General features: G+C 69.0%; 16 protein-coding genes. 8 read left to right on the forward strand and 8 right to left on the reverse strand.

From position 1 onward, the window contains the following. The first annotated feature begins 80 nt into the window (after positions 1–80). The 7 genes from NA3_RS02150 (at position 81) to NA3_RS02180 (ending at position 9,257) form a co-directional block, all read left to right on the forward strand. Positions 81–1,880, forward strand: coding sequence for an acyl-CoA dehydrogenase (locus tag NA3_RS02150; RefSeq protein ID WP_062961891.1), 1,800 nt, complete (start codon positions 81–83; stop codon positions 1,878–1,880). 71 nt (positions 1,881–1,951) lie between these two features. Continuing rightward, complete coding sequence (locus tag NA3_RS02155; protein WP_227995385.1) at positions 1,952–2,728, forward strand: RluA family pseudouridine synthase; 777 nt, start codon at positions 1,952–1,954, stop codon at positions 2,726–2,728. 187 nt (positions 2,729–2,915) lie between these two features. Further along, entirely contained in the window at positions 2,916–3,695 is a 780-nt protein-coding gene (locus NA3_RS02160; protein ID WP_062961892.1) for a metallophosphoesterase, read from the forward strand. Positions 3,696–3,776: 81 nt separating this feature from the next. Beyond that, complete coding sequence (locus tag NA3_RS02165) at positions 3,777–5,255, forward strand: flavin-containing monooxygenase (RefSeq protein WP_062961893.1); 1,479 nt, start codon at positions 3,777–3,779, stop codon at positions 5,253–5,255. A gap of 79 nt (positions 5,256–5,334) precedes the next feature. After that, positions 5,335–7,629 carry an ABC transporter ATP-binding protein gene (locus tag NA3_RS02170; protein WP_084490882.1) on the forward strand — a complete coding sequence of 765 codons (2,295 nt, stop codon included), beginning with the start codon at positions 5,335–5,337 and terminating at the stop codon, positions 7,627–7,629. Further along, positions 7,626–8,363 (forward strand): energy-coupling factor transporter transmembrane component T family protein, encoded by a 738-nt coding sequence (locus tag NA3_RS02175; RefSeq protein WP_062961894.1) that lies wholly within the window; start codon positions 7,626–7,628, stop codon positions 8,361–8,363. Before NA3_RS02170 ends, NA3_RS02175 begins: the two co-directional genes overlap by 4 nt. Before the next feature lie 225 nt (positions 8,364–8,588). Then, positions 8,589–9,257 carry a DUF8020 domain-containing protein gene (locus tag NA3_RS02180; protein WP_227995386.1) on the forward strand — a complete coding sequence of 223 codons (669 nt, stop codon included), beginning with the start codon at positions 8,589–8,591 and terminating at the stop codon, positions 9,255–9,257. A gap of 137 nt (positions 9,258–9,394) precedes the next feature. Here the strand turns inward: NA3_RS02180 and NA3_RS02185 are convergent, their stop codons facing one another. From NA3_RS02185 to NA3_RS02200, 4 genes are all read right to left on the reverse strand, one after another. Then, entirely contained in the window at positions 9,395–11,686 is a 2,292-nt protein-coding gene (locus NA3_RS02185) for an ATP-dependent DNA ligase (RefSeq protein WP_062961895.1), read from the reverse strand. A gap of 112 nt (positions 11,687–11,798) precedes the next feature. Then, positions 11,799–12,083, reverse strand: a complete 285-nt coding sequence (locus tag NA3_RS02190) for an antitoxin (RefSeq protein WP_063917262.1) — start codon at positions 12,081–12,083, stop codon at positions 11,799–11,801. 32 nt (positions 12,084–12,115) lie between these two features. Further along, positions 12,116–13,267, reverse strand: a complete 1,152-nt coding sequence (locus tag NA3_RS02195) for an MBL fold metallo-hydrolase (protein WP_062961896.1) — start codon at positions 13,265–13,267, stop codon at positions 12,116–12,118. Further along, the gene (locus tag NA3_RS02200) at positions 13,267–13,992 is read right to left on the reverse strand and encodes an enoyl-CoA hydratase (protein WP_062961897.1); all 726 of its coding nucleotides are present in this window, start codon (positions 13,990–13,992) and stop codon (positions 13,267–13,269) included. Before NA3_RS02200 ends, NA3_RS02195 begins: the two co-directional genes overlap by 1 nt. A 77-nt stretch (positions 13,993–14,069) precedes the next feature. Between NA3_RS02200 and NA3_RS02205 the strand changes: the two genes are divergently transcribed. Beyond that, a complete protein-coding gene (locus NA3_RS02205) occupies positions 14,070–15,296 on the forward strand; it encodes an NAD(P)-binding domain-containing protein (RefSeq protein WP_062961898.1) in 1,227 nt (408 codons plus the stop codon). Between the two features lie 13 nt (positions 15,297–15,309). Here NA3_RS02205 and NA3_RS02210 read toward each other — a convergent pair whose 3' ends face one another. The 4 genes from NA3_RS02210 to NA3_RS02225 all read right to left on the reverse strand — a co-directional run bounded on the left by NA3_RS02210 (position 15,310) and on the right by NA3_RS02225 (position 18,831). Continuing rightward, positions 15,310–16,164, reverse strand: coding sequence for an aldo/keto reductase (locus tag NA3_RS02210; RefSeq protein ID WP_062961899.1), 855 nt, complete (start codon positions 16,162–16,164; stop codon positions 15,310–15,312). 101 nt (positions 16,165–16,265) lie between these two features. Continuing rightward, positions 16,266–17,780: a carboxyl transferase domain-containing protein gene (locus tag NA3_RS02215; RefSeq protein ID WP_062961900.1), complete on the reverse strand. Its 1,515-nt coding sequence runs from the start codon at positions 17,778–17,780 to the stop codon at positions 16,266–16,268. Positions 17,781–17,873: 93 nt separating this feature from the next. After that, positions 17,874–18,476 (reverse strand): GTP-binding protein, encoded by a 603-nt coding sequence (locus NA3_RS02220; RefSeq protein ID WP_174372252.1) that lies wholly within the window; start codon positions 18,474–18,476, stop codon positions 17,874–17,876. Further along, positions 18,457–18,831 carry a DUF742 domain-containing protein gene (locus NA3_RS02225; protein WP_025347064.1) on the reverse strand — a complete coding sequence of 125 codons (375 nt, stop codon included), beginning with the start codon at positions 18,829–18,831 and terminating at the stop codon, positions 18,457–18,459. The genes NA3_RS02220 and NA3_RS02225 overlap by 20 nt, the downstream gene beginning before the upstream one ends. Positions 18,832–18,835 lie beyond the last annotated feature (4 nt).

The raw sequence follows: 18,835 nt of genomic DNA on the forward strand, positions 1-18,835 counted from the left end.
CCATGCCACGCCGGAGCCGTCCCGGCGACGGCACGCCCGCGCACCTTGCGCGCGCGGGCGTCGCCCAGCAGTCTGGGGATATGGATTCGCTCATCATGTCCGCTCGCGACCTCGATTTCCTGCTCTACGAGTGGCTCGACGTGACCGGGCTGACCGAGCGCGAGCGCTACCGGGAACACAGCCGCGAGACCTTCGATCAGGTGCTCGCGCTGAGCCGGGAGCTGGCCGAGAAGTACTTCGCCCCGCACAACCGCCGGGGCGATCTGCACGAGCCGACCTTCGACGGCGAGAAGGTGCACATCATTCCGGAGGTGGCGACGGCGCTGTCGGCCTTCGCGGAGGCCGGATTCGTCGGTGCCGCGATGGACGAGCGAGTGGGCGGTATGCAATTGCCGCATACGGTCTTCACCGCCTGCATGGCGTGGTTCTACGCCGCCAATGTGGCGACCGCCAGCTACGCGCTGCTGACCATCGGCAACGCCAACCTGCTCGCCTCGCACGCGGATTCGCAGCAGCTCGACCGCTTCGTGCGGCCGATGCTGACCGGGCGCTACTTCGGCACGATGGCACTGTCGGAACCCCAGGCGGGTTCCTCGCTGGCCGACATCACCACCAAGGCCGTTCCGCAGGACGACGGCACCTACCGGCTGTTCGGGCGCAAGATGTGGATCTCCGGCGGTGACCACGACCTGTCGGAGAACATCGTGCATCTGGTCCTGGCGCGCATACCCGGATCGGATGCCGGAACCCGCGGCATCTCGCTGTTCATCGTGCCGAAATACCTTCCCGCCGAGGACGGTTCGCTCGGTGAGCGCAACGATGTGGTGCTGGCCGGGATCAACCACAAGATGGGCTGGCGCGGCACGGTGAACACGGCGCCGGTCTTCGGCGACGGGGCGTTCACGCCCGGCGGCGCACCGGGCGCGGTCGGCTATCTGGTGGGTGAGCCGAATCGCGGACTGACCTACATGTTCCACATGATGAACGAGGCGCGCCTCGGCGTCGGCCTGGCGGCTACCGCGTTGGGCTACACCGGCTTCCTCAAGGCCCTCGACTACGCCCGCAACCGGCCGCAGGGCCGCCCGGTGACGGTGAAGGGCGGGGCGAGCCCGCAGGTCCCGATCGCGCAGCACCCGGACGTTCGCCGGATGTTGCTGGCGCAGAAGGCCTATGCCGAGGGCGCGCTCGGCCTGCAGTTGTACTGCGGCACGCTGATCGACCGCCAGCGCAGCGCCGTGGACGCCGACGAGGCGCAGCGCGTCGCCCTGTTACTGCGGGTACTGACGCCGATCGCCAAGAGCTGGCCGAGCCAGTGGTGCCTGGCCGCCAACGACCTCGCCATCCAAGTGCACGGCGGCGCAGGGTACACCCGCGACTACGACGTCGAACAGCATTACCGCGACAACCGCCTCAATCCGATTCACGAAGGGACACACGGCATTCAGAGCCTGGACCTGCTCGGCCGGGCCGTGGTCGCGGACGGCGGTGCGGCACTGACCCTGCTGCTCGACACCATGGGCGAAACGGTCGACCGGGCGCGCGCGACCGGCGACGGCGAACTCGGCGATTTCGCCGATGCGCTGGCCGCGGCGGCCGGACGCATCGCGACCACCACCGCCACGGTGTGGCGCGACGCCGATCCGGAAGCGGCACTGGCGAATTCGTCCGCCTACCTGGAGGCGTTCGGGCATGTGGTGCTGGCCTGGATCTGGCTGGAGCAGGCGGTGGCCGCCGCGCGCGGATCCGAGGACTTCCACCGCGGTAAGCGGGTCGCGGCACGGTACTTCTTCCACTGGGAATTGCCCCGTACCGCACCGCTTTTCGATCTGCTCGACGCGATGGATCGCACCACGACCGACCTCGACGACGCCTGGCTCTAGCACACCGGGCCGGGCGGCGCCGACCCCTCCTGGCGATATTCGGCCATCGAACCGCCGACTAATCTGGCCCGGTGGAGACGCACCCGGTGGAGATGGGCTGGCAGCAGCTGGCGCAGCAGTGCCTCGTCGACGAGGACGAGGCGATCATCGCGCTGAACAAGCCCGCCGGGATCGCCGTGACCGGGGAGCGCCACGACACCGATCTGGTCGAGCTGGCCGCGGCCGAGGGGATCACCCTCTACCCGGTGCACCGCATCGACAAGGTCACCTCGGGCCTGGTGCTGTTCGCGAAGGATCTGGCCGCACACGGCGGACTGACCAGGCAGTTCACCAAGCGCACGGCCGACAAGCGGTATCTGGTCGTCACCGCTGCCACCGATCTGCCCGATACCGGTGTCATCGACCTGCCGTTGAGTGTCGGGCGCAAGAACCGGGTGCGGATCGCGGCACCGCGCGACACCATCCGGCGGGAGGGGCAGGTATGGACGGTCGACGAGAGCGATCTGCTGGCCGGTAAGAACTATCCGTCCCGGACCGAGTTCACCACGGTGGCCCGGACCGATCGGCACACGGTCCTGCTGGCCCGGCCGATCACCGGTCGGCGTCACCAGATCCGGGTCCACCTGGCCTGGATCGGCTATCCGATCGCGGGCGATCCGCTGTTCGACAAGTCGGGTGAGTACGCGCGCACTCATCTGCACTCGCTGTCGTTGCGAGTGGAGGCGCCGTGGCGGGCGGATGCCGAACTCGCGTTGACCGCCACACCGGGTGCGGACTTCTTCTCGACGGGGTCGCGGCCGATCATCGACGATCCGGCCGCCCTGCTCGCGCAGATCGCCGTAGAATAGCGGTTCGCTATAAAAGGTGGCCTCCGTCACGCAGACGGCACGCTGAGGACCTTCTACTCTGGACAAGTGCCGTATCGGCACGCATGCGGCCGAAGCGATCACACCCGGGGGCCGATTCCACACGGGCTCGCACAGGTCGTTCCCGGCGACGGGCGCAACGGTGCGATCCCACGAGAAAGCGGACGCCATGATTCTGTTGGCACAGCTCAGCGATACTCACTTCGACCTGGATCCGCGCAACGCCGACCGAGTCGCCGCCGTCCTCGGCTACCTCGACCGATTACCGCGCCGGCCCGACGCCATCCTCGTGACCGGCGACCTCACCGAATCCGGCACCCTCGCCCAGTACGAACAGGCGCGCAAATCGCTGACCACCGACATCCCGCTGTACGTCCTGCCCGGCAACCACGACGACCGCGCGAATCTGCGGCAGACGCTGCTCGACGGCCCCGCCGAGGACGGACCGATCAATCAGGCCGTCGATATCGGCGGGCTCACCGTGGCACTGCTCGATTCCACGATTCCCGGTTCGGGCGGCGGCGAACTGGGCGAGCGAACCTACGCGTGGCTGGACCGGCTGCTGGCCGCCACGCCCGCGGACTCCTCCGTGCTGGTGGCGATGCACCACCCGCCGGTGCCGATGTACTCGACGGTGGTCGATCCCATCCGGCTCGCCGATCCGCAACGGCTGGAGCGCACCGTCGCCGGTGATGCGCGGATCCTCGGCGTGCTCACCGGACATATGCACGCCATGGGCACGACGCTGTTCGGCGGGCGGCCGCTGGTGGTGGCGCCCAGCGTGGCCTCGGCGATCGGCGGGGCGTGGGAGGTCGAGGAGCCCGGCGACGTTCCGATCGACTACGCGCCCGATCCGTCCGTGGTGCTGCACGCCGTCGCCGACCGGCGGCTGACCTCGATCGTCCGCACCGTGCCGATGGGCGGGCGAATCCGCGTACAACCGCGCTGAGCAGGGTTTCCGGAACGGGGTTCGGAGGCGGCGGCACGCGCCTACAGTGGAGATACTGTTCTCGATTCGAGGAGCGCGCGCATGCCCGCTACCAAGCCGTCGATCATCATCGTCGGAGCCGGGTTCGGGGGACTCGGTGCGGCAATCGAGCTGCAGCGCAACGGTTTCGACGACATCACCATTCTGGAACGGGCGAGCGACCTGGGCGGGGTGTGGCGGGAGAACACCTATCCGGGCGCGGCCTGCGACGTGCCCTCACCGCTGTACTCGTTCTCCTACGAACCGAAACCGGATTGGCCGCATCGCTACTCCGGTCAGACCGAAATCCTCGGCTACCTGCATGCGGTGGCGATGAAACATCGGCTGCTCGAGCGGATCCGATTCGATGCCGACGTCACCGAGGCGAGCTTCGACGAGCACGCCGGGCGCTGGACGGTCCGCACCGCCGACGGCGACATCCGGTCCGCCGACGTGCTGATCAGCGCGGTCGGACAGCTGTCGCGCCCGCGGTTGCCCGATATCGCGGGCATCGAGACGTTCACCGGGCCGTCGTTCCATTCCGCGCAGTGGGATCACGATGTCGACCTCGCCGGAAAGCGGGTCGCGGTGATCGGAACCGGCGCCAGCGCAATTCAATTCGTGCCCGCCATCGCCCCCGAGGTGGCGCAGCTGACGCTCTTCCAGCGAACCGCCGCCTGGGTGGTGCGGCGCACCGATCGCGAGTACCGGCCGATCCATCACGCGCTGTTCGAACACGTCCCCGGGCTGCGGCTGGCCCAACGCCTGTGGGTGTGGTGCTTCCTGGAGTTCTTCGCCCTGGGCTTGGCCGCCTTTCCGCCGATCCGGCGCATCGCGACCTGGCTGGGCACCCGCGCGCTTCGCCACGACGTGCCCGATCCGCACTTGCGCGCGAAGCTGACCCCCGACTATCCGGTGCTGTGCAAACGGGTGCTGTTCTCCAACGAGTACTACCCGGCGCTGGTGCGGCCGAATGTGGACGTCGTGACCGAGCCGATCGCCGAGGTGGTGCCCGAGGGCGTGCGCACCGCGGACGGGACGGTGCACCCGGCCGATGTGATCGTCTACGGCACCGGCTTCAAGGGCAGCGAATTCCTCTGGCCGATCCGGATATCCGGGCGCGACGGCGCGGAACTGGAGAAGGTGTGGGCCGAGGGGGCCCGGGCCTATCTCGGGATGACGGTGCCGGGATTTCCGAATCTGTTCCTGATGTACGGGCCCAACACCAATCTCGGCGTCGGCTCGATCATCTACATGATCGAATGTCAGGCCCGCTACATCCGGCAGGCCGTGGCCTATCTGAGCGACCATCCGGGCTCCTGTCTCGAGGTGAAGCCCGAGACCGCGGCCGCCTTCGACGCGCACACCCAGCGCCGGTTGCTGCGCACGCCGTGGACCGCGTGCTCGAGCTGGTACCGCAATGCCGCCGGGCGGATCACCAACAACTGGCCCGGCACCGTCACCGCGTACCGCATGCGCACCCGGTCGCTGAATCCCGACGACTACGTGCTGCGCGCACCGGAACCGGTCCATACGTCATGACCAGCAGACGTGGTCCGCGTGCGGCCGGCGCCCCGGCGAGGGCCGTCCCGCAGTCCGCCGGTGCTGGCAGACTTGAGCCGTGACCGCGCCTCCCTCCGCCGGCGCCGAGCCGCGAATCGCTCACGGCCCGCTGCGCCCCGTCGAACTCGCCACCGCGGCGGTCCTCGGTGGGGTGACCGTCGGGCTGGTGACCATCGGCTCGGTGGTGCCCTACGCGGCGGCCCTCAATCTGGTCGCCGCGGTGCCCATGGGTCTGCTGGCGCAGCGCTACCGGCTGCGCGCCATCCTCGGCGCGACCGTGGCCTCGACCCTGGTGAGTTTCGTCGCGGCCGGCCTGGTTCCGGCGGCCACCGTGGTCAGCGCGGCGACCATCGGCGGGATCATCGGCACCGTCAAACGGCGGCGACGCGGACTGATCACCGTCCTGTGCCTGTCGTCGCTGGCCGGATTGATCTGGGCGGCCTTCTCGGTCGGCATGCTCTACCTGTTCGCCGCCTCGCGCCGGCTGGTCTTCGACAACGTGCGCAATATCGCCGCGGGCATCGATCACATGCTCTCCCGGCAGCCACAGCTGGAATCGCTCGGCAACGGTGTCGTCTCGGTGACCGACAGTGTGCTGGCCTGGTGGTGGCTCTACATCGGCGGCGGCGTCTTGCTCGGCGTGGTGTTCACCGCGGTGTTCTCCTGGTTCGTCCTCGGATCGGTCCTGGATCGGCTGGAGTGGCTGCCGGGGCGGGATCGGCTGGACGCGCCGGCCGATACGCGCGCGGTCGCACCGGTTCCGGTGCGGTTGCGCGGCGTGTCCTTCCGCTATCCGGGAGCGCGTGCCGATGCGCTGACCGATATCGACCTGTCCGTCGAGGTCGGCGAATTCGTCGCCGTCGTCGGTCACAACGGCTCCGGCAAGTCGACGCTGACCCGGCTGCTGGCCGGACTTCCGCCCACCGGCGGCACGGTCGAGCGTCCCGGTTCGGCGGGGCTCGGCGTGATCGGCGGCACCGCGCTGGTGTTGCAGCGGCCCGAGAGTCAGACACTCGGCGTGCTGGTTGCCGACGACGTGGTGTGGGGTCTGCCCGCCGAGGCCGCGCGGGCGGTCGACGTCGAGGCGCTGCTGTGCGAGGTCGGGCTGAGCGGGCTCGGTGGCGCGGAGACCGCGACCCTGTCCGGCGGCCAGCAACAGCGGCTGGCGGTGGCGGCCGCCCTGGCTCGCGATCCCGCGCTGCTCGTGGCCGACGAGGCCACCTCGATGATCGATCCGGACGGCCGGCGCGAACTGGTCGCGCTGCTCGCCGGATTGCCCGCCCGGCACCGGATGGCCGTCGTCCTGGTCACCCACCACGAGGCCGACGCGGCGGCGGCCGACCGGGTCATCCATCTCTCCGGTGGCCGCCAGGTCGACCATCTGCCGGCGTGGCCGCGTCCGGCGCGCACGCTGCGGCGCCGCCCGATCGGCGAACCGCTGCTGGAACTGCGGGACGTGCGCCACACCTACAATCGCGGCACGCCGTGGGCGGCGACCGCACTGCGCGGGGTGAATCTGACCGTCCACCGCGGCGAGACGCTGCTCGTGGTCGGCGGCAACGGATCGGGAAAATCCACCCTGGCCTGGATCATGGCCGGCCTCGTCGTGCCGACCACCGGCAGTTGCCGGCTGTGCGACTACACCGGGTCGCGTCCGGTGCACAAGCGCATCGGCGCGGTCGAGCTGGCCTTCCAGCATTCCCGGCTGCAACTGCAGCGTCAGACCGTCGGCGCCGAGATCGAGGACTGGGGCGGGCACGGCACCGGTTCCGGGGCGGTGGGCCGCGCTCTCGACGCGGTGGGGCTGGACCGGGCGATGGCCTCGCGCTCGATCGAGGAATTGTCGGGTGGTCAGGCCAAGCGGGTGGTCCTCGCCGCGATCGTCGCCAGCCGCCCGCAGGTCGTGGTGCTCGACGAACCGCTGGCCGGACTCGATCCGCAGGGCCGCGCGGAGGTGGTGGAACTGCTCGCCCGGCTGCGGGATTCGGGGCTGACGCTGATCGTCATCTCGCACGATGTGGCCGATATGGAGAGTGTCTGCGACCGGACGGTCCACCTGCAATCCGGTCTCATCCTGGAAAGCCTGCCGGCCGTCGCGGCCGCCGCCGACAGCCCGGCCGATGCCGCCGGCGCCCCGGCGGTGGCGGCCCCGGGACCGGCCGAACCCGTCTTCGGCCCGCCGGCCGACGGCGACGGGCGCGGGGAAGCGGGGATCGCGGGCCCGCGATCCGAACCCGTTCAGCCGGGAACGAACGGTGCGACGGACGGCGGCCGGCCCGACCCCGATCGAGCTCGGGGCACCCAGCGCCACAGCCGGGGCCGGCACGGCGACGCCCTCGGAGGTGCGCGATGAGTATGGTGCTGCTGCGCGAAGTTCCGGTCGACAGCCCGATCCACCGGCTCTGGGCCGGAACCAAGATGATCGTCGCGTTCTTCATCAGTGTGCTGCTGATGTTGCAGCCCGCGTGGCCGGTCCTCGGCGTGGTGGTCGCCTTCCTGGTCGTGATCGGCCTGGTAGCCAGGCTGCCGCTGGGCACGCTGCCGCGGCTGCCGTGGTGGTTCTGGGCACTGATCGTGCTCGGCGGACTGATCACCATTCCCACCGGTGGCGCCGCCGTCCTGCGGTATGTCCAGGTCACGCTGTTCGGGCTGGTCCTGCTGACCACCTCGTTCCTGATCGCCTGGACGACCCCGATGAGCGAGATCGCGCCCGCCCTGGCCAAACTCGGGGCGCCGCTGCGGTTTCTGCGGATTCCGGTGGACGAATGGGCGGTCGTCGTGGCGTTGACCCTGCGCGGGCTGCCGCTGCTGATGGACGAGATCCGGGTGTTGCGCGCCGCGCGCCGGCTCCGCCCCAAGGACGGGTCCATGGCGCGCGGAGCCGCGAATCCGCTCGTGGACATTCTCACCGCGGCCATGGCCGTCGCCACCCGCCGCGCCGGGGAATTGGGTGAGGCCATCACGGCCCGCGGCGGGACGGGCGAATTGACCGCCCATCCGGCGGGTCCCCGCCGGGCCGATTACCTCGCTCTCGTTCTGTCGGTGGTGGTATGCGGAGGCGCGGCGGCGATCGGCGTGTTTCTGTGAACTCGCCGTAGCAAAGCTTCAGCTATCTCGTGTCGAAATGGGCAAACGGTTTTCCCTAGCGAAATACCAAGTCAGGCGATCGAATTCGCCACACTTTGCGACCGAGTGAAGGTACGGTTACTTCCATGAGTTAGCCGGACCGCGGCTCCACGCGCAGGGGTTGAGATACGTCGGGGGTATTGGGTTCTCAGCGCGCGTCGTTTTCGGCTGCCGAGTGTCTTCCTGATGGAGATTGGAACCGGAATGTTTCTGCGCAAGTTCGCCGCTCTTGCCCTTCCGGCAGTAGTGGCCGTCGCCCTCGGGGCAGGTACCGTCCATGCCGATACCGGCGCACCCACGGTGCGCTACGAAACCCATCTGACGGGCAATACCGTCGAAACCACCCTCGACGGCGGCTTTTTCCGCGTCGACGCCGACGGGCGCACCGTCGACGTCACCGACGCCGACGGCCGCGCGCTCGTCACACTTCCGCTGTCCTTCCGGCAGGACGGCGTGGAGTATCCGATGCCCCACCAGGTGCGCGACGACGCCCGGGTCCTGGATCTGACCGTGGTGAAGGACGCCGCGGCGGCGCGGCCCGCGCCGGTGACGCCGGTGGCGTCGCCGCTGGAGAATCAGAGCGCGATGAACGCGTTCGCAACGCAATTCGGGCTCGGCACCGCGATCGGCAGCTTCATCGGTACTGCCATCGGCGGAGTGATCGGCCTGGTCGTCGGCGCTGCGGCAGGCGGTGTGGGAGCGATTCCGGGATTCATCACCGGTGCCACCGCGGGCGCGATCATCGGCTCGTTGGTGGTCGGCGGACCCACGCTGATCGTCGCCGCGATCGATCTCATCAGCACGCTGAGCGCTCCGGCGGGCACCACGAAGTGGTACACCGCCACCACGAACTGACTCGGCCAACCGGACGTCGCGGAGGGTCTGGCGCCGACATCTCGTGGCGCCAGGCCGTCGAGACGCGCGGTGAAAACGGGTCGCCGCGCGCAACCGGACCGCCTGGTGCGTGATCGCGAAACCGGTTGTGACAGAACCTACTTCTCGTCCGGCACCCACGCCGGATGCCACAGCCGCCCGGATTCGGTCCAGTTCATATATCGCACCGTGCCGGTGATTTTCGGCGTCGCCCAGACGGCGTCCTTACGTTCGTCGGCGGTCAGCTCGTTGGCGAAGGGACTGGTCTTGCGGCGTAGGGGGCGCAGGCGCGCGGTCAGCCCCGACATCTCGCGGTCGCTGAAGCCGGTGCCCACCCGGCCGATGTAATACAGCTCGCCCTCGTGGCGGACGCCGACCAGCAGGGAGGCGAATTCTCTTGCGGCGCTGCGCCGCCAGCCACCGATGATCACCTCCTGGGTGCGCCAGTTGCGGGTCTTGATCCACGACTGGCCGCGCTTGCCGGGCAGATAGACCGAATCCTTGCGTTTGGCGACGACTCCCTCGAGCCGATGCTCGCGGCTGTATTCCAGGGCGTCCGCACCCGACCCCTCCAGGCGCGGCGGGACGAGCAGCGACGGCACGCCCTCCGCCAGCGCCTCCAATACCTGCCGGCGATCCGCGTAGCGCTTGCGCAGCAGGGAGGTGCCGTCCAGATACAGCACGTCGAAGGCGACCAGTTCCGCATGTGCCGGATCTGCCTGCAGGAGGGCCAGATTCGACGCGCCCTCGGCGTCGAAGACCACCGCCTCCCCGTCGAGCACGATCCGATGCCCCCGCAGTTGCCGTCCCAGCTCGGCGATTCGCGGATAGCGGTCGGTGACGGTATTGCCCGCCCGGCTGCGGATCACCACGTGGCCGTCGTCGATTTCCGTGATGACCCGGAACCCGTCCCATTTGGTCTCGAAGACCCAGTCCCGGGCGCCGAGTTTCGCCACCTCACCGGAGGTCGCCAGCATCGGCGACAGTCCGCGCGGGAACTCGGCGGCACGGTCCGGCGGCCCGCCGCGCTGCCCGTCGTTCGAACCGCCCTGCCCCTCATCGTCTTCCGGCTCGGCGACCTGGGATTTCATCAGGTGCATCAACCACTGCTTGCCGTCGGTGCGGATGAAGGCGTAGCGGCCGTTGAGGCGCTCACCGTGGAACTGGACGATCACCTCGTCAGCACGCCACTTCTCGGTGTCGTAGGTGCCGGTGTCCCAGATCGTCATCTGCCCGGCACCGTATTCACCCCGCGGGATGGTGCCGTGGAACTGCAGGTATTCCAGGGGATGATCCTCGGTGTGCACGGCCAGCCGGTTCTGCGACGGCGAGGTCGGTGGCCCCTTCGGCACCGCCCACGACACCAGCACACCGTCGCGTTCGAGTCGCACATCCCAGTGCAGTCGCCGCGCGTGATGTTCCTGCACCACGAAGCGATCCCCCGCACCGGGGTCGGGCGGGCCGGGCGGAACCGGTTCCGGAGTGCGGGCGGGATCACGCATGGACCGGTAGGTCTGCAGCGGATCCGCCACACCGGCACTCCCCAGTGGCGGATCGAGACCCGCGAGCAGATCCCCGTCGGAACGCCAGCGTTCGAGCACCTCGTCGAAGCGCAACTGGCGCAGGCGCTTTCGATCGGCGATCTCGTCCCAGCTACGCGGCGCCGCCACGGTCGGCTGCTCGCGCCCGCGCAGCGAATACGGCGCGATGGTGGTCTTCGCGGGGTTGTTCTGGCTCCAGTCCAGAAAGATCTTGCCCGGCCGCACGGCCTTCGCCATCGTCGCCGTGACCAGTGTGGGATGCAGCTTCTCCAGTCCGGTCGCCAGCTGTTTCGCGACGGTCGAGGCACCCCCTGGACTCAGTTCCCGGTCCAGCGGTACATAGATGTGAATTCCCTTGCTGCCGCTGGTCACCGGATAGGCGTCGAGACCGGCGTCGCGCACGGTATCGCGAATCCACAACGCGACCGTGGCGCAATCGGCCAGTTGCACTCCCGGTCCGGGGTCGAGATCGAAGACGATGCGGGTGGCCGGACCGCGGGATCCGTCGGCGAAACGCCATTGCGGCACATGGATTTCCAGTGACGCCTGCTGCCCGAGCCAGGCCAGGCCCGCCACCGAATCGATGACCGGATAGTTCACCCGGCGATCGGAATGATCCAGCGGCCGGCGCTCGATCCATTTCGGCGCGTGCGAGGCCAGATTCTTCTCGAAGAACGAGGGTTCGCTCACCCCGTTGGGCCAGCGCTTCCGCGTCACCGGACGGTCGGCGATATGCGGCAGCAGAGCCGGTGCGATGGCGGTGTAGTAGTCGATCACCTCGCCCTTGGTGGTGCCCGTCGCCGGGTACAGCACCTTGTCGAGGTTGGTCAGACCGACCTCGATGCCCCCGAATTCGCGGCGCGCCGCCATAGTCGCAGTGTAAAGCGAAGACGGGCCCCGCCGGAGGAGTGAACCTCCGGCCGGTGCCCGTCGTTCGATCGGCGAGTGGGCCCGGCGGTACCGGGCATTTCGCCTCGGCCCCTCAGCCCTCCGGCGGCTGCGGCGCCTGCGGCGGGGTGGCGGGCGGAGTCTGCGGGGGCGCGGCGGGCGGCTCGGAAGCCGGCGGCGGGGTGTTGCCGCCCTGCGGCGTGATGTTCTTCTTGATGGCCTCGGTGCCCTTGTCGATGTGACCGGAGTACTTGCCCCCGGTTTTCTCGTTGACGAAGCCGCCGGCCTTGTCGACAGCCCCGTGCACCTTCTCCGCGTTCTGCGAGGCCGCGTCGCGGCCCTTACCCACCAACCCCTTGAGCGTATCCATCAAACTCATGAAGCCCACTCCTTCACTCGTCGACTGCGTTTCTAGCGCACATCCTCCCACCAGGAGACCTGCGGTGATACCGCATTGGTATCGATCCGCCCGCCGGGAAGCGGCACCGCTACCCGGGTACCCGCTGCACGCGCCGCCGCAACAAGTCTGTGCACCGGCTCGGACCAGCCGTGGAAGGCCAGGTTGAACGTGGCCCAGTGAATCGGCACCAACACGCCGTACTCGGCGTCTCCGACACACACGTCGGCGTGGGCCTGTACCGCTTCCTCGGGATTCATGTGCACATCCGGCCAGTGCACGTCGTAGGCGCCGATCGGCAACAGCGTGAGATCGAACGGACCGTGGGTCGCGCCGATTTCGGCGAACGCCTTCGTGTATCCGGTGTCACCGCCGAAATAGGCCCGCCGCCGCGGCCCCGCGAACACCCACGACGCCCACAGCGTGGTATTGCGGCTGAGGCCGCGGCCGGAGAAGTGCCGCGCCTCGGTGCAGGTGACAGTGAGCTCGTCCAGACCCGGGCGGGCGAGGGACGTGGACGTGTTCCAATCCAATTCGATGATGCGGTCCGCCGGCACCTGCCATTTGCGCAGATGGGCGCCGATCCCGATCGGCACCACGAACGGGGCGTCCTGACCGGCCACCAGGGCGCGCACGGTCTCGCGGTCCAGGTGGTCGTAGTGATCGTGCGAGATGACCACCGCGTCCAGCGCCGGCAGCGACGACAGCGGCGCCGGCACCGGGTGCAGCCGGGCCGGGCCGACCAGCGGCGACGGCGAGACCCGCTCGCTCCAGACCGGGTCGGTGAGGATGCGGTAGCCGTCGACCTCGACCAGCGCGGTGGCGTGGCCGAACCAGGTCACGGCCAGATCGGCCGGCTGTTCGGGATGTTCGGCACTCGCCAGCGGGATATCCGCGGGTGGCCGCCCCACATCGCGACGGGTGAGTGCCGAGACCAGCAGGGATGCGCCCGATCCGGGCGTGATCTGGCTGCTGGGTTCGGTGTTGTGGAACTGCCGGTCGCGGTAGCTCGCCGACCGCGCCGCCAGCGGGGCGATGGCGGCGGCGGAAGCCCCCATTTCCGCGGGAATCCGCCACGCCGCGCGCGCCACCCAGCGCAATCCGGCCAGCCCGGCCGCGGCCAGGGCCGCTCGGCGGGCGGACGCGACGATCTCGGTGCCGGCCATCAGCGCCCCACGAACTTCGCCGCGCGCTTCTGTTGCCGCGCCAGCCGCGCCTCCTCGGCATCGGCACTGCGCCAGGCTGCCTCCAGGGCGGCGCGCTGTTCGGGAGTGTCCTCGCCGCGGGTGTCGTCGTCGTTGAACACCAGCTTGAGGTGGCGCAGCGAGAGCGGGGCGAGCTGGGCGATCGACTTGGCCCACTCCTGCGCGTCGGCCAGCGTGCCGAGGCGGTTGGCGAAGCCGAAAGTGTATGCGTCGGAAGCGGAGACACTTTCGGCACCCATCAGCACCGTCCGCGCCGGGCCGCCGCCGATCAGCGAGACCAGGCGGCGTACCGTCCAGCGATCCACCGAAATGCCCAGCTTCGCGGCCGGAATGGCGATATAGGAATCCGGGCTCATCACCCGCAGGTCGGAGGCCAGCGCCAGTTGCACCCCGGCGCCGAGCGCGCCGCCGTTGATGGCGGAGATCACCGGCACCGGGACCGTTTCGATGGTGCGCAACAGACCGAGCAGTCCGTCGAGGAAATCCGGCGAATAGACACCGGACAGATCGGCGCCGGCACTGAAAATCGGCCCCTGACCGGTCAGCACGATCACCCGCGCGTCGGCCGCCGCGGACGTGACGGCCTCCCGCAACGCTGCCACCAACTCGTCGTTGAGGGCGTTGCGGCGCTGCGGGCGCTGCAATTCGATGGTGACCACGTCACCATCCCGGCTCACTGCGAGCATCTGACCTCTCCCCATTCGCGCGGTTCTCTTCCGGGGGCCACCTCACCGCACCCGCCGGTCGGTATCGACTCCACTGTATGCGGCGGACAGTTGCCGCAGCGCACCCGACGCGTACTGTGACGGCGGTGACCGCACCCGATTTCGAGATTGTGGTGATCGGCGCCGGCCAGGCCGGACTGTCGGCCGGCTATCACCTGCGGCGGCTCGGATTGACACCGGGAGTCGACTTCCTCATCGTCGACCACTCCCCCGGCCCCGGCGGGGCATGGCAATTCCGCTGGCCCTCACTGACTTTGAGCACGGTGAATCGGGTACACGACCTGCCGGGGATGTCGTTCACCGAAACCCTGCCGCCCGGCTCGGATTCCGTACCCGCCGCGACCGCGGTGCCGCACTATTTCGAACTGTACGAGAAGCGTTTCGACCTGCGGGTTCGCCGACCGGTATCGGTGCGGGTGGTGTGCGATCGAGCCGGCACCGCAACCTGTCCGGACGCGTTGGTGGACGGGCTGTTGCATGCCGAGACCGTCGTCGGCGAAAGCGCTTCGGCTGCAGAGGCTTCCGCCGCGGCAGCGCCGACCGGGTCACCGGGTGCCACCGGCGAGACGCTCCGCGTGCGCGGCGTGATCAACGCGACCGGCACCTGGGAGAAGCCGTTCATTCCGTACTATCCGGGCGCGGAGACCTTCGCCGGACGGCAGTTGCACGCCCACGACTACCGCAGCGCGGCGGAGTTCGCCGGGAAGCACGTCGTGGTGGTCGGCGCCGGCATTTCGGCCGTCCAGCTGCTCGACGAGATTTCCCGGGTCACCACCACGACGTGGGTGTCGCGGACGGAGCCGCGCTGGCGGGAGGGACCGTTCAGCGCCGACGAGGGCCGCCGTGCGGTCGCGATGGTCGAGGATCGGGTGCGTCGGGGATTGCCGCCGCGGTCGGTGGTGTCGGTGACCGGTCTGCCGGTCGACAACCGGATTCGCGCCGCTCGCGCGCGCGGCGTGCTGACCTGGCATCCGATGTTCGCCCGCATCGAGCCCGAGGGCGTGCGCTGGTCCGACGGCAGCTTTCAGGCCGCCGACGCGATCCTCTGGGCCACCGGTTTCCGCAGCGCGCTGGACCACCTGGCACCGCTGCGACTGCGCGGGCCCGGCGGTGGAATCACGATGACGGGCCGGCTCGCCACCCAGGTGGCCGCCGACCCCCGTATCCATCTGATCGGTTACGGCCCGTCGGCCAGCACCATCGGCGCGAACCGAGCGGGGCGCGCCGCTGCCGTCGAGCTCACGCGCTACCTGGGGCTGCCCTGAGTGCCGCAGCGCCTCAGTCGAGCCCCATCGTGAACGTGTCGGGATCCGGGCCGACTCGGGTGCCGGTATCGAGCGCATTGAGGGTGGTCATCTGCTCGGCGTCGAGTTCGAAGGTGAACACATCGAAGTTCTCCCGGATGCGCTCGGGATTCACCGACTTCGGGATGACGATATTGCCCAACTGCAGGTGCCACCGGATCAGAACCTGGGCGGGCGTGCGGCCGACCTGCTCGGCGACCGCGCCCACCGTGGGATCCTTCAGTTCGGCGCCCTGGCCGAGCGGACTCCACGCCTCGGTGGCGATGCCGTGTTCGGCGTGGAAGGCCCGCAGGGTGTTCTGCGCGAGCGCCGGATGCAGTTCGACCTGGTTCACGGCGGGCACCTCACCGGTCTCACCGATCAGTCGCCGCAGCTGTTCCGGCTGGAAGTTCGAGACGCCGATCGAACCGATACGCCCCTGCGACTTCAGTGACTGGAAGGCGCGGAAGGTGTCGACGTAACGGTCCGCGCTCGGCACCGGCCAGTGGATCAGGTACAGATCGAGGTACTCGAACCCCAGCCGTTCCATACTCGCTTCGAATGCGCGCAGGGTGGAGTCGTACCCCTGGTCGGCATTCCACAGCTTGGTGGTGATGAAGACCTCGTCGCGCGCCAGCCCCGATTCGGCGATCGCGCGCCCCACCTCGGCCTCGTTCCCGTACGCCGCCGCGGTGTCGATGCTGCGATATCCCGCCTCGAGGGCGGCGGTCACCGTGTCGAAGGTCTGTCCCTCCGGCACCTGGAAAACCCCGAAGCCCAGCCTCGGGATCAGATGGCCGTCGTTGAGGATCACCGACGGTACTGTGCTGCTCTCGCTGCGAAAGGTCACCGTTCCGACCGTAGAAGCGGTTTGCCGAGCCGTCAACGACGCGGACCTGCGTGTTCGGATCATGTGCGGTTACTTACGACAGCGAGGTGACCGGTGCTTCTTCAGCCGGGAACTCCCAGGCGGCGGTAGCGGCTCTGCCGCCGGGCCCGAAGGGCGGCGGGGGGCTGCGTGCGCAGGGCGGCCAATTCCCCGGCGATCGCGGCGACCACGCGCCGGGAGAAATCGACGGGTTCGCGCGCTGCGTCGGGATGTTCGGCGACGATGCGGTCGACGACGCCGTCGGTGAGCAGGTCCGCGGCCCGGACTCGTTGGGCGGCAGCGAGTTCCGAGGCGTGCTCGGTATCACGGAAGACGATGGCGCTGGCGCCCTCCGGCGGGAGTGGGGCCAGCCAGCCGTGCGTCGCGGCGAGGACCCGATCGGCGGGAAGCAGCGCGAGTGCGCCGCCGCCCGTGCCCTGACCGAGCAGAACCGAGACGGTCGGCGTATTCAGCGTGACCAAATCGGCCAGGCAGCGGGCTATTTCGGGAGCGAGACCGCGTTCCTCGGCCTCCCGCGACAGTGCCGCACCCGCGGTGTCGATGACCAGGACCAACGGAATGCGCAGTTCGGCGGCGAGGTGCATACTACGGCGGGCCTCCCGCAACGCCGCCGGACCCATGGTGTTCTCACCGGTCTGACCGGCCCGGTCGTGACCGAAGATCACACACGGTTCGCCGCGCAGCCGGGCCAGGGCGTGGACGACGGTGCGGTCGGATTCGCCCTGACCCGTGCCGCTCAACGGCACCCGATCGGTCGACTGCCGCAACAACTCGCGAATACCGGGTCGCCGGGGATCGCGGGAGATCAGCACCGACTCCCACGCCGGTGTCTCCGCAGCAGGCTGCCCGGTACTCGAATCTTCCTGTGGCGCCGACGCAGCGACGGGTAGCGAATTCGCCTGTCCCGCAACAGGAACCGCGACGTTCAACACGCGGTGCGCGATCCGGCGGAAGAACCGAACCGGGACGACGCCGTCGATCACTCCATTCCGATACAGATTTTCCGCGGTCTGCACGCCTTCCGGGAACGGCCGGTCGTAGAGCGCTTCGTACACTCGCGGACCCAGGAATCCGATCAGCGCCCCGGGTTCGGCAAAGGTCATGTGCCCCAGAGAACCCCAGGACGCGAACACGCCGCCCGTCGTGGGATTGCGCAGATACACCAGGTAGGGGTGGCCGGCCGACTTGTGTGCGGCCACCGCGCCCGCGATCTTCACCATCTGCACGAAGGCGACCGTGCCCTCCTGCATGCGGGTTCCGCCGGAGGTGGGCGAGGCGAGCAGGGGCAGACCCAGTTCGGTGGCGCGCTCGACGGCGGTGACGATCCGCTCGGCGGCCGCCACGCCGATCGATCCCGCCAGAAAGCCGAATTCACACGCGATCACCGCGACGCGCCGCCCGCGCAACCGTCCCTCACCGGTCAGCACCGATTCGTCGGTGCCGCTGCGTTCGACCGCGGCGGTCAGTTCCGCGCGATACGCCGGCGACGTGGCGACCTCGATCGGTTCTCGATCCCAGCTGCGATACGAACCGGGATCGAGCACACCGTCGAAAAACTCGCGCGCCGAGATCTTCACGCCCCGAGCGTAACCGCGCCGGAGCGGGCGATCGGCGGTCGCGGGGCCACCGCGCGCCGACGCGGCCGCGTCGGGCGGCCGGTCGTCGGCGTATCAGTAACCCTGAACCACTTTGCGCAACGCGTACTCGGTGACCGAGACCAGCGCCTGCTTCACCGGCTCGCGGCGGCGCGCGTCGATCGACATGATCGGCACGTCCGCCGGGACGGCCAGCGCCTGGCGGATGTCCTCCAGGGGGTACCGCGGTGCGTCGTCGAACTCGTTGATGGCCACCAGGAACGGCAGCCCCCGAGCCTCGAAGTAGTCGACGGCCGCGAAGGAATCCTCGAGCCGTCTGGTGTCGATCAGCACTACCGCCCCGATGGCGCCACGAATCAGGTCGTCCCACATGAACCAGAAGCGGTACTGGCCGGGTGTGCCGAACAGATAAAGCACCAAATCGTCGGCGAGGCTGATCCTGCCGAAGTCCATGGCCACCGTGGTGGTGGCCTTCGTCGGCACGGCGGCCAGGCTGTCGACGCCCACACTGGCGTTGGTCACCAAAGCCTCGGTGCGCAGCGGAACAATCTCCGATACAGCACCGACCAGGGTCGTCTTACCCACACCGAAGCCACCGGCCACCACGATCTTCGCGGAGGTCGGCTTGGCGTTGCGGGTATCGACCTGGGCCGTCGAATCAAATACGCCGGAGTCCACTGAGAACCCTTTCGATCAGCTCGCGACGTTCATCGTCGCTCGAATCGTCTTTCAAAGTCGCCGAAACTCGAACATGTCCCGCCTCGATGAGGTCGGCGACGAGCACTCGAGCCACCCCGATCGGAATACCCAGTCGGGCAGCAAGTTCCGCAACTGATGGCGATTCTCTGCACAACTCCACGATTGACGTCTCGATGTTGGTCAGTTCGAACTGCCGCTCCAGGGCGACCGGATGCGATGCGACGAGCGCCTCCAATGCCAACTCCACCGTCGGCCGCGTACGACCGGCGGTCAGCGAGTACGGACGGACGAGGCTGGGCTCGGCGCTCCCCACGTGCTGGTTGTCTATGTCCATCCCA

The sequence above is a fragment of the Nocardia africana NBRC 100379 genome, from assembly GCF_001612635.1.
Taxonomy (GTDB): domain Bacteria; phylum Actinomycetota; class Actinomycetes; order Mycobacteriales; family Mycobacteriaceae; genus Nocardia; species Nocardia africana.